Genomic DNA, 13,388 nt, shown 5'->3' with positions numbered 1-13,388 from the left:
GTGGCGAGGGTGGGCATGGCGGTGGAGGGGGCGCTGGTGGCTGGTCGTATGGCGGATCTGCGGGAAATGGAGCACATGGAGGGGCCGGCGGAAGCGGCGGTGCCGCAACTGCAGAAATCGCCAACAATCACGTGGACGGAGGCACAGGCGACGACGCAATAATCGTCAAAGCGACTGCTGTTGGCGGAATTGGCAGCTCGGGAGGGGCGGGCGGATTCGGCGGATATAACTACTACGCCGATGTTCCTTCACCTTATCCGGACTCTCCAGGATATGGCGGCTCTGGCGCCTTAGGTGGCAACGGTGGAAGTAGCGGTTTTGCGACGGTTGCCGTTCACGATAATTCGTTGCTCGGCGGAGCGGGAAATGATCAGATCGAGATCGATGTGCATGGATCCGCGTATGTCGGCGCTTCCGGCGGCTCGGGTGGGTATTCATACGGTTCTTTTACATACGCACTTAGTGGCGGATCAGGTTCAGGCGGCTCACTTACCATTCAAATACAGAACAACCTTTTGAGCGGTGGAGATGGCGACGACACACTTAGCCTTGCGCTGAGCGTCACCGGAAACGCGGCGGTCACGATCGATATTCACGGCAACGTCTTCGACGGCGGCGCCGACCATGACACCCTCGATTTTTCTGCGCTCATTGTTGGCTCTGGCGTAAGTCTCGACCTCGCGGCTGGGTCGCTAATTATCGCGGGCGGCGTCAATACGGTGTCGAACATCGAGGAGGTTATCGGTACGCAGTATAATGACTACATGGCCGGAAGCATTGCCTCTGAAACATTCAATGGCGGCGGCGGCGCCGACACCATGATCGGCGGCATCGGCAACGATACGCTAACCGGCGGGATCGGCAGCGACACCTTCATCTTCCGGGCTGGTTTCGGCCTGGACACGATCACAGACTTCGTGGCCGGAGCCGGATCGGGGGATGTCATCCAATTCGCCGACGACGTGTTTGCCGACTTCGCCTCGGTGCTTGCCGCGGCGACCCAGGTCGGGGCCGACACCGTCATTGCCCATGACGGCAGCAATACTCTGACCTTAAAGAACGTCGCCGTGGCGAGCCTTCACCAGGACGATTTCCAGTTTATCGCCGCCTAGTATTTTGGTGGGAGTCAAGTGACGGTGACCACGCAACGCAACTCATCAGAGCCGCCGCGAGCAACGCTTGCAGCGGTTCTGGCGTCCTTCCGACATGCGTTTGTGGGAGTGGCCTTGATGAGTGGCGTCGTCAATGTCCTGGCGCTGACCGGCTCGTTCTTCATGCTGCAGGTCTATGACCGCGTAATACCGGGCCGCAGCGTGCCGACGCTTGTCGGGCTCGCCATTTTTGCGGCAATGCTTTTCATCTTCCAGGGTATCCTCGAGCTGATCCGGTCGCGGCTTCTGGTGCGTATCGGCATGGTGCTCGATGCGCGCATGAGTGGGCGGGTCTATGCCGCCCTCATGCGCCTGCCGTTACGCACCAAGCTTGCGGGCGACGGCTTGCAATCGTTACGTGATCTCGACCAAGTCCGCTTGTTCCTGTCCAGCGCCGGACCGACGGCGCTTTTCGACCTGCCGTGGATGCCGCTCTATCTCGGTATCTGCTTCCTCTTCCATTTCTGGATCGGCATGGCGGCATTGGCTGGCGCCCTTGTTCTTTTCGGGCTGACGTTGCTTGCCGAGGTTCGAACAAGGGAGCCGGCCAAAAAGGCCAACAGCCAAGCCGCTGCGCGCAATACGCTTGCGGAAGCGACGCGCCGCAATGTCGAAGTCCTTCAGGCGATGGGCTTTGGCTCGCGCATCGCTGAACGCTGGTCAAGCGTCAACGCCGAGTATCTTGGCACCAATGCCAAGGCGAGCGATCTGGCCGGAACGCTCGGGACCGTCTCGAAGATTCTACGGATGATGCTTCAGTCGGGCATCTTGGGGATTGGCGCCTATCTCGTTATCCACCAGGAGGCGACAGGCGGCATCATGATCGCCAGCTCGATCATGATGAGCCGGGCGCTGGCGCCGATCGAGCTCGCGATCGCGCATTGGAAGAGCTTCGTCAGTGCTCGGCAGGCATGGGCTCGGCTGAGCCAGTTGTTGGCTCTGCTTCCTGAGGCCTCGTCAAGCGTCTCGCTGCCGGCACCATCATCTGGTCTTGCTGTCGAAGGCATCAGTGTGGCGCCGCCAGGGGAGCATCGCCTGGTTGTCCAGGATGCTGGCTTTGCGCTGGAAAAGGGCGCTGGGCTCGGTATCATCGGGCCGAGTGCTTCGGGAAAATCTTCACTCGTCAGGGCGATCGCCGGCGTCTGGCTGCCGGTGCGTGGAACCGTCAGGCTGGACGGTGCGACGCTCGACCAGTGGTCGCCGGAAGAGCTCGGCAAGCATGTCGGCTATCTGCCGCAGGACGTCCAGCTGTTCGACGGTACCATTGCTGAGAACATAGCGCGCTTCGAGCCGCAGGCGCCCTCGGACAAGGTGCTGGCGGCAGCGCGCGCCGCCGGTGTCCATGATCTGGTCGTCCATCTTCCGGAAGGTTACGAAACCCGGATCGGGGAGGCGGGATCGGCGCTGTCTGCCGGACAGCGGCAGAGAGTGGCACTTGCGCGGGCTCTCTACGGCGATCCGTTCCTTGTCATTCTCGACGAGCCCAATTCCAATCTCGATGCCGAAGGCGAGGCTGCTTTGACGGAGGCAATCCAAGGCGTGCGTGCTCGGGGTGGCATCGCTGTTGTCGTGGCACATCGGCCAAGTGCGTTGGCAAGCCTCGATCAGGTTCTGGTCATGGCGAACGGCCGTGTCCAGGCCTGTGGACCTAAGAATGAGGTTTTGAACAAGGTCACCCGCCAGATTGGTGTCCCCTTGAAGGTTGTGCCTGCGGCCGAGGAGAACGCGTCCTGATGGCCGCCGCGGTTCCGACAGTCGAAAGGACCATTCGCCGCTACCTGATTGGAGGTGTCGCCGCCTGCGTCCTGTTTGTCGGAGGCGGGGGAGGGCTGGCTGCCGTCACCCAGCTATCAGGCGCAGTGATCGCTTCTGGAAGGCTGGTCGTCGATTCCAATGTCAAGAAGGTGCAGCATCCTACTGGCGGTGTGATCAGCCAAATCCTGGTGAAGGAGGGCGGCGCCGTGAAGTCGGGCGAGGTGCTTGTGCGTCTCGACGAAACGATCACTCGAGCCAATCTGGCGATCGTCAGTAAGGGCCTAGATGAGTTCGAAGCGCATCTGGCCCGTCTTGAAGCCGAGCGCGATGGCAGTGAAGCCATAGTATTTCCATCCTCCCTGACATCGCGGGAGGACGATGCAACCGTTGAGCGCGCCATCGCAGGCGAGCAGTCGCTCTTCGAATTTCGAAGGCAGGCCCGCGCTGGCCAAAAGGCGCAGCTGGAAGAGCGTGTCGCACAGCTCTCGGAGGAGGTCTCCGGCCTCAGTGAACAACGATTGGCCAAGAACCATGAAATCCAGCTCATCGGCACAGAGCTCGAAAGCATTCGCAGCCTCTGGCAAAAGAAGCTTGTTTCAATCGACCGCTTGACCGCGCTCGAGCGTGATGCTGTCCGGCTCGAGGGTGAGCATGGGCAACTGACCGCATCGATTGCCCAAGCGAAAGGTCGAATCGCGGAAACCCGGTTGCAGATCATCCAGGTCGATCAGGATTTGCACAGCGAGGTCGCCACCGATCTGCGTGATGTCGAGGCAAAAATCTCAGAATTCGTCGAACGCAAGGTGGCGGCGGAAGACCAGTTGAAACGGATCGATATTCGTAGTCCGCAAGACGGCGTGGTTCACCAGCTTGCCGTTCACACGGTCGGCGGCGTCATTTCACCGGGCGAAGTCATCATGTTTATCGTGCCGGTGGCAGACGAACTGACTGTCGAGGCACGTGTCGCGCCGCAGGACATAGACCAGCTCTCGCTTGGCCAGGTAGCAGCCCTGCGGTTCTCTGCCTTCAACCAGCGGACGACGCCAGAGTTGAATGGCAGGGTGAGCGAGATCTCGGCCGACCTCAGTGTCGACGAGCGAAGCGGCGCCGGCTTCTACACTGTTCGTGTCAGCCTGCCGCGCACCGAGCTTGCAAGACTGAAAGGTCTGACCCTGGCGGCCGGTATGCCGGTGGAAGCTTTCTTTTCGACCGGCGATCGAACGATGCTGTCCTATCTGGTGAAGCCTTTGCGTGATCAAATCAAGCGGGCGTTCAGGGAGGAATGACGAATGATGTGCCGGTTGAGGCCGAAGAAAGTACCCCAGCCAAGGACGGAGGGCGGACGTCTACTCCAAGTCACAGAACCTTGTGGGCGGACAAAAGGTGATTGTGCGCCTTCTCCTGCGTCAGAATGACGGCGCCTTCTTCGCTCAGCCACTCGTTGCCGTCAGTGTGGTCGAAATGCCAGTGGGTGTCGATTAGGATCACGCGGGATCACGCCTGAAGCTGTTGACGGCCTCCAAAATGCGCGACGGGTAGCGGTGCTTTCCTTCGATTTATGGCTGTCACGTTAGGCGACCCGCTCTTCTTCCGCATTGAGCCATTGCCAGTTCACTGTCCGCGCTAACTCAGGATCGCGCCTCCACAGGGCGGCGAATCTCCATACCAGCGCACGTTCAGCCGCAATGCGGGCGTCGATCTCGTCTTGCGGCGCATCGGATGGCCAGTCGGCCCCGCCACAGTCGCCGGCTCCTGTCAGATAAAGCCTCCGGATGGCCGCTTCCGCGCCCTTCGGCTTGCCGCGCCAGAACTCGCTTGCGCGAATGCGATGCTCCACATCGCGTAGCATTCGCATAGTGTCTTCGTCGCGTATTCGCAGGTTGGGTGTGCTCATTTGTGAGACTTTTGACCCTTCGATAATTGGGACGCCACTCGGCCGTGCGCGTTCGAAACTGCTATGAGATGGCCTTAGTGAAGCCGCCGACTGCTCCGCCAACGAACGAACCTATCTTCACGTAGACGGAAGTGGAAAGCTCACCTTTCTTGCCCCCGGTGAGTTTTTCCTCGATACTCCCTCCGAGTTCGCTATCGTCCGGTTTCTGTTGAATGAGTGAAATACCCTTGGACGCGAGTTGGACCCCGTTGAAGGCAGTCGTCAATTCCCCGGTTTGTTGAATGCTCGACGCCCTTATCAAACCTTCGTCGAGCATCCAGACGACCACGTCATTGAATGTCGCCAGCACCTCTTCTTCATCGCCAATTCTGTGCGTCATGATGTCCATCGCATCGCTGGTTTCCAGATCAATCCGCCTCAAACCTCCAGCGACAAGATGCTCCAAAAGGCGCCCCATTGTTTCGTAGTGATACGCAAGCGATGCCATTTTAGTTCCTTCATAATCTCTGGAACGAACAGTGAATGCGTTGCTACCATTTTGCTACCCAATTCGGTAGCACCAACAAAAACCGGGCAGGACACGCCGGAAAACAAACGGCGCAAATGACTGAAACATAAGGACACGGCGGGACAGTAAGGGGAGGGAGAGGACTGCTATGACCGAATTTCAAGACCGGTGCCTTAAACCGCTCGGCCATCCCTCCAGTGACTGTTCATCACAGGCGACTGCTCTAGTGTGCCTGGCAAAGACCTGTCAACCGGCTTCCGTGAAGCGCGCATGACCCAGACAGGCGATCCCCGGCAAGCAGCGTCACAATCTTGCCCGGTTCCGGCCACAATCGGTTAATATCGTGATAAACAATTCCTGCGCACAAAGGGATCGGGGTTCTAGTCGCCTTTGGTATTGTCGAGTGAGTGCTTTGGCTCCTCTGATGTCAAACGGCGGCATCTTTGATTGAGACTGTAGGGGATTTCAGGAACATGCAGGCTGCGACGCGCCCGCGTCTTCGTCGCGCTTCCACGATTGCGCTGTTTGCTGTGTCGGCTGCCTTGCTGGCGGCGTGCGCGTCGCCGCAGCCGAAGGCGATGGTCAATCCCAAGCATCGATCCAAGGAATATTTCGCCGAAACCGAATATGGCGTGAAAGCCAGCCCGCGAGTTGCCTTCATGCGGCGTGGCGGCGGCCGCGACCAGCTCGGCAAACCCTACCAGGTTCGCGGCAAGTGGTATTATCCGAAGGAAGAAAAGCGCTACGCCAAGGTCGGTTTGGCCTCCTGGTATGGTGATGCCTTCCACGGCCGGCTGACCGCCAACGGCGAAGTCTACGACGTGGCGCACCTGACGGCGGCACACCCGACCATGCCGCTGCCGAGCTATGCCCGCGTCACCAATCTCAAGACCGGCAGTTCGGTCATCGTCCGCGTCAATGATCGCGGGCCCTACCACGAGGGCCGCATCATCGACGTTTCCCAGCGTGCCGCGGAGATGCTCGACTATGCCAATATCGGCACCGCCGAGGTGAAGGTCGAATATGTCGGGCGCGCGCCGCTCGACGGCGATGACGACCAGTACCTGATGGCCTCCTACCACCCCGGCAACAGGCGCCCGGACCCATCGGACGGCCTGCCGAGCGGTGTCATGGTCGCCATGAACGGACCGTCGCCGAGCCTGCCGGTGGGTGCTGCCGCCGCGCCGTTCCCGGGCCAGATGACGGATTCCGGCCCGGCCTTCGCTCAGCCGGCTGCCCTGTCGGCGCAGGCGCCAGCTTTCGGCGACGTGGCACTGCCCGATTTCGGTCCGATCGTGCCTGAGCGCCCGGACATTATGCTGCCGCCGCGATCGCCGTTCGCCGTGGCTTCGCTGTCCTATGCGGATGAACGCGTGCGGCGCGCGGATGTTTTTGCCGCATTGGACGACAGCGGCATGTCACCGGCCGACATCCTGCGGTCGTGGAAGAAATCCAATCCGAAGGCGTCAGCGTCCAATTCCGACTATGTCGCCGCCGGCACCTTCGACAATGCCGCTGAAGCCAAGCGCGTGGCCGCCGCACTCGAGCCCTTTGGCCGGATAGAGATCCAGCGTTCCAATCTCGACGGCAATGACTGGTATGCGGTCAATCTCTATCCTGACGGCCACGGCGGCATGGACGAATTGCTGCAGGCGGCGTGGACGCATGGCGCGCCCGATGCGCTGGCCGTGCGCGACTGATACGCGAGACGGATTCCACTGAACAGTTGATCCGTCCCGGAAAAAGCCGGATAGTTTCGCTGGCTTGCCGGAGGGACCGGCCAACGGGTCGAATTTCATGCAGTTTCGCTTGCTTCAGCCTTTTGCCGGGGTTCTTCTTCTCGGTCTCCTGCTTTCTCTGACCCCGGCCCGCGCACAGCTTTTCGAGACCAAGGCCGCACAGGCCTTCATGATCGATGCCGATACCGGCACGGTGCTGTTTTCGAAAGATGCCGACAAGCCGATCCCGCCGGCCTCAATGGCCAAGCTGATGACCATGGAAGTGGTTTTCAACGCCCTCAAGTCCGGGCGTCTCAAGCTCGACGACACGTTCGTCGTGAGCGAAAACGCCTGGCGCAAGGGCGGCGCGCCGTCGGGAACGTCGACGATGTTTGCCAAGCTCAAATCGGCGATCCGCCTCGAGGACCTGATCCAGGGCGTGACCGTACAGGCTGCCAATGACGGCTGCATCGTCATCGCCGAAGGCATGGCTGGGTCCGAGGACAATTTTGCCGCGCAGATGACCGAACGCGCCCGCCAGATCGGCCTCAAGACATCGACTTTCGTCAATTCGACCGGTCTGCCGGCGGACGGCCAGCAGACGACGGTGCGCGAGCTGGCCCAGCTTGCCCTGCATTTGTGGCGCGATTACCCGGATTACTATCGCTACTATGGGCTGAAGGATTTCACCTGGAACAAGATCACCCAGAAAAACCGTAACCCGCTTTTGGCCATGGACATCGGCGCCGATGGCCTGGTTGTCGGTGCCAGCGAGGCGGCCGGCTTCGGTATCGTCGCTTCGGCCAGCCACAACGGCAGCCGGGTGATCGCGGTGATGAGCGGGCTTGCCAACGACAAGGAACGCGCCGAAGAGGCGCGCAAGCTACTCGACTGGGGCGCGCGGTCCTTCGAGAAGACCGAGATATTCGCCAGGGACGAGGTGATCGGCGAGGCCCAGGTTTTTGGCGGGGCGAAATCCGGCGTGACGCTGAAGGCAAAAGGGCCGATCGACATCTTCCTGCCGATCACCAACCGTGACAAGCTGACGGCCCGGATCGTCTACACCGGCCCGGTCGCCGCTCCGGTGGAGGCAGGGCAGCCGGTGGGCGCGCTGCGCGTCTGGATCGGCGATACGCTGAGCCAGGAGACGCCACTCTTCGCCGCCGAGTCGATCAGTGTCGGCACCTTGCCGCAGCGCGCACTCGATGCCGTCAAGGAACTCGCGATCGGCTGGCTGCGATAGCACCGACGGCATGGACGTTTTCCCGAACGCGGACTATCTAGAGCGCAACAATCCACTCCAACATGGACAAGGGCTCTTTCGATTGGCGCGCGGATTTTTCATCACCTTCGAAGGCGGCGAGGGCGCAGGCAAGTCGACGCAGATCGAGCGGCTGGCGAGAAAGATGCGCGCCAAGAAGTACGATGTCCTGCTCACGCGCGAACCGGGCGGCTCGCCAGGCGCCGAAGCGGTCAGGCATGTGCTGCTTTCAGGCGCCGCAGAGCCATTCGGGCCGAAGATGGAAGCGCTGCTCTTCGCCGCCGCGCGCTCCGACCATGTCGAGCAGGTCATCCGACCCGCGGTCGAGCGCGGCACCATCGTGTTGTGCGACCGCTTTCTGGATTCCTCGCGTGTCTACCAAGGCGTTACCGGTGGAATCGATCCGGCGTTCATGGAAACGCTGGAGCAGGTCGCGATCAACGGCATGATGCCGGACATGACGCTGATCTTCGATATCGATCCGGCCGAGGGCCTCAGGCGCGCGACGCTGCGGCGCGGCAGCGACGCGGGCGCCGACCGCTTCGAAAAGGAGACGCTCGCCATCCATCAGGCCCGGCGTGATGCCTTCCTGGCCATCGCCGCGGCCGAGCCGGGACGCTGCATCGTCGTCGACGCGTCGGCCGATCCAAACACGGTGGAGGATGTCGTCACCGCGGCCGTGTTCGCGGCACTCGAGGCGAGGGCACCCGCGCGCAACAGGCAGGCCGCACCGGTATGATCTTCGAACGCATCGCGCCGGAACAGCACGATACGCTGGACGGCGTACCCGAGCCCGCCGAAACGCCCCGTCTTGTCGGACACGGGCAGGCGGCCGGCATGCTCGCCGCCGCCTATCGGTCGGGAAAGCTGCCGCATGCGCTGATCTTCGCCGGACCGGTAGGCATCGGCAAGGCGACGCTGGCCTTCCATCTTGCGCATCATCTGTTGAAATACCCGGCCTTCGATCAGGCCCCGGAAAGGCTTGCCGTGCCCGATCCGGCGTCGCCGCTGTTTCGCCAGATCGCAACCGGCGCACATCCCGGCGTGCTGCACCTGACCCGTCCGCTGAACGATAAGACCAAGAGCTTCAAGACCGTCGTCACCGTGGACGAGATCCGCAAGGTCAGCCGCTTCCTGTCGCTGACCTCGCATGACGGCAGCTACAGGGTGGTGATCGTCGATCCCGCCGACGACATGAATGCCAATGCCGCCAACGCCTTGCTGAAAAACCTCGAGGAGCCGCCGGCAAGAACGCTGTTCATTCTCATCGTCCATGCGCCGGGCAGCCTGCTGCCGACGATCCGCTCGCGCTGCCAGGTGGTACGCATGACGCCGCTCGATGCCGACGATTTGCTGGCGGTGCTGCAGACCGCCGAGCCGCCGCCGCCGGATGATCCGGCAGCACAGGCGGCACTGGTCGAACGGGCAGGGGGCAGCGCCCGCAACGCCATCCTGCTGACCCAGTATGGCGGGCTGGAGATCGCCCAGACGCTCGATGCACTTGTGGCGGCAGGAAAGAGCGACGTCGGCGCAACCTACCGCCTTGCCGAGGCCGTCGCCGGACGCGATCAGGCGATCCAGTTCGACATCTTCAATCGCCGTGCCCTCGACCTTCTGTCGGACGTTGCAAGCCGCGCTGCCCTGGACGGAGACCTTGCACGTGCCAAAGCGCTGTCGGACACTTGGCACGAGGCGCTGGACGCTATATCTGAAACCGACACCTACAATCTCGACAAGAAGCAGCACGCCCTGACCATGATCGACCGCCTGAAGTCTGCGATGCGAATGTGACGGCCTTTTTGATGCATGCCGTTGCCCCAAAAACCGGCGCCACTTTTGGCGGCATGCATTGGTCTCGGGATGGCAATCGCCATTCCGATGCGATATCCACCGCCACGGCTTCCATTCAGACATTCATGACGGTTCATTCATGTCACGCGACACATTCTACATCACGACCGCGATCTCCTATCCGAACGGCAAGCCGCATATCGGCCATGCCTACGAGCTAATCGCCACCGACGCGCTCGCCCGTTTCCAGCGGCTCGACGGCAAGCAAGTCTTCTTCCTGACGGGCACCGACGAGCACGGAATCAAGATGCTGCAGACGGCGAAGCGCGAAGGCATTTCGGCACGCGAACTGGCCGACCGCAATTCGGCCGACTTCAAGCGCATGGCGGCCGCGCTCAACGCCTCCAATGACGATTTCATCCGCACCACGGAAGAACGACATTACGCGTCCTCGCAGGCGATCTGGAAGGCGATGGACGCCAGTGGCGACATCTACAAGGGCGGCTATGCCGGCTGGTACTCGGTGCGCGACGAAGCCTATTACGGCGAGGAGGAGACGGAGGTCCGTCCCGACAATGTCCGCTATGGACCACAGGGCACGCCTGTCGAATGGGTGGAGGAGGAGAGCTATTTCTTCCGTCTCTCGGCCTATCAGGACAAGCTCATTGCCCTCTATGAAAACCAGCCCGACTTCATCGGCCCGGCCGAGCGGCGCAATGAGGTGATGAGCTTCGTCAAATCGGGGCTGAAGGACCTGTCGATCTCGCGCACGACCTTTGATTGGGGCGTGCCGGTGCCTGGCGACGACAAGCACGTGATGTATGTGTGGGTCGACGCGTTGACCAATTATATTACCGGTGTCGGCTATCCCGATGAAAAGGCTGACAATTGGCGCTTCTGGCCGGCCGATGCACATATCATCGGCAAGGATATTGTGCGCTTCCATGCGGTCTATTGGCCAGCCTTCCTGATGTCGGCCGGCATCCCGCTGCCGAAGCGCGTTTTCGGCCACGGCTTCCTGTTCAACCGCGGCGAGAAGATGTCGAAATCGGTCGGCAACGTCATCGACCCGTTCACCATGATCGAGCATTACGGTCTCGACCAGGTACGCTATTTCTTCCTGCGCGAAGTGCCGTTCGGCCAGGACGGCAGCTACAGCCATGAAGCGATCGTGAACCGCACCAACGCCGATCTCGCCAACGGCCTCGGCAATCTGGCGCAGCGCTCGCTGTCGATGATCGCCAAGAATTGCGGCGGCGTGGTGCCGAAGCGCGGCGACCTGACGGATGCCGACAGCACGATCCTGGATCAGGCGGCGGCCGCTCTTGCCACCGCGCGCAAGGCGATGGCCGAACAAGGCATCCATCTGGCGCTGGCGGCGATCTTCGGCGTCGTGGCGGAAGCTGATCGGTATTTCGCCGGGCAGGAGCCATGGGCGCTGAAAAAGACCAATCCGGAGCGCATGGAAACGGTGCTGTGGACGACAGCCGAAGTGGTGCGGCGCGTGGCGGTGCTGTGCCAGCCCTACATTCCGGGATCGGCCAAGAAGCTGCTTGACCTGCTGGCGGTGCCGGCGGACAGGCGCGACTTCGTGCACGTCCACGCCGACCATGCGCTTGTATCGGGTTCCGCCTTGCCCGTGCCGGAAGGTGTGTTTCCGCGTTACGTCGACCAGCCGGACGCGAACGCCTGATGCTCGTCGACAGCCACTGCCATCTGGATTTTCCAGATTTCGCCGAGGAGCGGGCGGCCATTGTCGCCCGCGCCGTGGCGGCCGGCATCGGCCGCATGGTGACGATATCGACCCGTGTGAAGCGATTTCAGCAAATTCTTGAAATCGCGGAGACTTTCGACGAAGTGTATTGCTCGGTCGGCACCCATCCGCACAATGCCGCAGAAGAGCTGGACGTCACTGCCGCCGACCTTGTCCGTTTATCGGCTCACCCCAAGGTGGTGGCGATCGGCGAGGCCGGGCTTGATTATTTCTACGACAAGGCGCCGCGCGATGCGCAAGCGCAGGGCTTTCGCGCCCACATCGCCGCCGCTCGCGAAACCGGACTGCCTCTGGTCATCCATTCGCGCGACGCCGACGAGGACATGGCCGATATCCTCGAGCAGGAAACGGGGAAGGGTGCCTTTCCTTTCATCCTGCACTGTTTCTCGTCGGGTCGCCAGCTGGCCGAGGTGGGCGTTTCGCTTGGCGGCTATGTGTCGTTCTCAGGCATACTGACCTTCAAGAATTCGTCCGAATTGCGCGCCATCGCCGCCGATGTGCCACATGACCGGCTGCTCGTCGAAACCGACGCGCCATACCTGGCGCCAGTACCATTCCGCGGCAAGCGCAACGAGCCGGCCTATGTCGCGCAAACCGCCAAGGTGCTGGCCGAGACGATCGGGGTCGGCGACGCTGAAATCGCTGCGTTGACGACGAACAACTTCTTTCGGCTGTTTGGAAAAATACCGCGCCCGGACCAGCGGGCGTCCAACGCATGAGCGACAGGCTACGCCTCACCGTCCTCGGCTGCGGCTCGTCGCCAGGTACGCCGCGCATCACTGGCGACTGGGGCAAATGCGACCCGGACAATCCAAGGAACCGGCGCACCCGCACGGCAGCGCTGGTCGAGCGGATCGCCGCGAACGGCAATCGCACGACCGTCGTCATCGACACCGGACCGGATTTCCGCCAGCAGATGTTGATGGCCTCTGTCAGGCGCATTGACGCGGCCGTCTACACCCATCCGCACGCGGACCACATTCACGGCATCGACGATCTACGCGGCTTCGTCCTCGATCAGCGCCAGCGGATCGATATCCACGCCGACCACCCAACGATGCTGCGGCTGCGCCAGGCGTTCGGCTATTGCTTCGAGACGCCAGCAGGCAGTTCCTATCCGCCGATCGTCGAAGCCCATATCATCGACCACGCCAAGCCGGTGGTGATCGAGGGAGAGGGGGGTGCCCTCATCCTCGAGCCTTTGCCACAGATCCACGGCGATATCATCTCGCTCGGCTTTCGCGTCGGGACGCTGGCCTACTGCCCTGATGTCAGCGACTTTCCCGATGCCACCGTCCGAAGGTTGCGCGACCTTGAAGTTCTGATCATCGACGCGTTGCAATACAGGACGCATCCGAGCCACCTGTCGCTGGGCCAGGCGCTTGAATGGATCGAAAAGCTGGCGCCGAAACAGGCTGTGCTGACGCACATGCACGTGCCGCTCGACTACGCCACGGTCAAGGGCGAAGTGCCTGCTAACGTCACCCCGGCCTATGACGGCATGGTGATCGAAATTCCCTATGAATCAGCGTGATA

13 protein-coding genes are annotated in these 13,388 nt (G+C 61.6%); 10 read left to right on the top strand and 3 right to left on the bottom strand.

Annotated features, from left to right (window positions below):
• The first annotated feature begins 347 nt into the window (after positions 1-347).
• The 3 genes from FJ938_RS26245 to FJ938_RS26235 are packed head-to-tail and all read left to right on the top strand — an operon-like array spanning position 348 to position 4,192.
• Positions 348-1,112 carry a hypothetical protein gene (locus FJ938_RS26245; RefSeq protein WP_181169184.1) on the top strand — a complete coding sequence of 255 codons (765 nt, stop codon included), beginning with the start codon at positions 348-350 and terminating at the stop codon, positions 1,110-1,112.
• A gap of 24 nt (positions 1,113-1,136) precedes the next feature.
• A complete protein-coding gene (locus FJ938_RS26240; RefSeq protein ID WP_140698927.1) occupies positions 1,137-2,885 on the top strand; it encodes a type I secretion system permease/ATPase in 1,749 nt (582 codons plus the stop codon).
• Complete coding sequence (locus tag FJ938_RS26235; protein WP_140698924.1) at positions 2,885-4,192, top strand: HlyD family type I secretion periplasmic adaptor subunit; 1,308 nt, start codon at positions 2,885-2,887, stop codon at positions 4,190-4,192. Before FJ938_RS26240 ends, FJ938_RS26235 begins: the two co-directional genes overlap by 1 nt.
• A gap of 70 nt (positions 4,193-4,262) precedes the next feature.
• Here FJ938_RS26235 and FJ938_RS30350 read toward each other — a convergent pair whose 3' ends face one another.
• The 3 genes from FJ938_RS30350 to FJ938_RS26225 form a co-directional block, all read right to left on the bottom strand.
• Positions 4,263-4,394, bottom strand: coding sequence for a hypothetical protein (locus FJ938_RS30350; RefSeq protein WP_281407067.1), 132 nt, complete (start codon positions 4,392-4,394; stop codon positions 4,263-4,265).
• A gap of 82 nt (positions 4,395-4,476) precedes the next feature.
• A complete protein-coding gene (locus FJ938_RS26230) occupies positions 4,477-4,800 on the bottom strand; it encodes a hypothetical protein (RefSeq protein WP_140698920.1) in 324 nt (107 codons plus the stop codon).
• Between the two features lie 61 nt (positions 4,801-4,861).
• A complete protein-coding gene (locus FJ938_RS26225; RefSeq protein ID WP_140698917.1) occupies positions 4,862-5,287 on the bottom strand; it encodes a hypothetical protein in 426 nt (141 codons plus the stop codon).
• Positions 5,288-5,781: 494 nt separating this feature from the next.
• On the opposite strand from FJ938_RS26225, the gene FJ938_RS26220 reads away from it, so the two are divergent.
• The 7 genes from FJ938_RS26220 (at position 5,782) to FJ938_RS26190 (ending at position 13,386) form a co-directional block, all read left to right on the top strand.
• Positions 5,782-7,008 carry a septal ring lytic transglycosylase RlpA family protein gene (locus FJ938_RS26220; RefSeq protein WP_140698914.1) on the top strand — a complete coding sequence of 409 codons (1,227 nt, stop codon included), beginning with the start codon at positions 5,782-5,784 and terminating at the stop codon, positions 7,006-7,008.
• A gap of 97 nt (positions 7,009-7,105) precedes the next feature.
• On the top strand, positions 7,106-8,269 hold the full coding sequence (locus FJ938_RS26215) for a D-alanyl-D-alanine carboxypeptidase family protein (RefSeq protein ID WP_140698911.1): 1,164 nt from the start codon (positions 7,106-7,108) through the stop codon (positions 8,267-8,269).
• Positions 8,270-8,351: 82 nt separating this feature from the next.
• Positions 8,352-9,026 carry a dTMP kinase gene (gene tmk, locus FJ938_RS26210; RefSeq protein WP_140606882.1) on the top strand — a complete coding sequence of 225 codons (675 nt, stop codon included), beginning with the start codon at positions 8,352-8,354 and terminating at the stop codon, positions 9,024-9,026.
• Positions 9,023-10,078 (top strand): DNA polymerase III subunit delta', encoded by a 1,056-nt coding sequence (locus FJ938_RS26205; protein ID WP_140606881.1) that lies wholly within the window; start codon positions 9,023-9,025, stop codon positions 10,076-10,078. Before tmk ends, FJ938_RS26205 begins: the two co-directional genes overlap by 4 nt.
• 139 nt (positions 10,079-10,217) lie before the next feature.
• Positions 10,218-11,771 carry a methionine--tRNA ligase gene (metG, locus tag FJ938_RS26200; RefSeq protein ID WP_140698908.1) on the top strand — a complete coding sequence of 518 codons (1,554 nt, stop codon included), beginning with the start codon at positions 10,218-10,220 and terminating at the stop codon, positions 11,769-11,771.
• Positions 11,771-12,571: a TatD family hydrolase gene (locus tag FJ938_RS26195; protein ID WP_140698904.1), complete on the top strand. Its 801-nt coding sequence runs from the start codon at positions 11,771-11,773 to the stop codon at positions 12,569-12,571. Before metG ends, FJ938_RS26195 begins: the two co-directional genes overlap by 1 nt.
• Positions 12,568-13,386 (top strand): MBL fold metallo-hydrolase, encoded by an 819-nt coding sequence (locus tag FJ938_RS26190; protein WP_140698902.1) that lies wholly within the window; start codon positions 12,568-12,570, stop codon positions 13,384-13,386. Before FJ938_RS26195 ends, FJ938_RS26190 begins: the two co-directional genes overlap by 4 nt.
• The last annotated feature ends 2 nt before the right edge of the window (positions 13,387-13,388 follow it).

The sequence above is a fragment of the Mesorhizobium sp. B2-4-14 genome (assembly GCF_006442155.1).
Lineage (GTDB): Bacteria > Pseudomonadota > Alphaproteobacteria > Rhizobiales > Rhizobiaceae > Mesorhizobium.
Note: the sequence above shows the minus strand (reverse complement) of the source record. Positions and strands in the feature narration are given on the sequence as shown.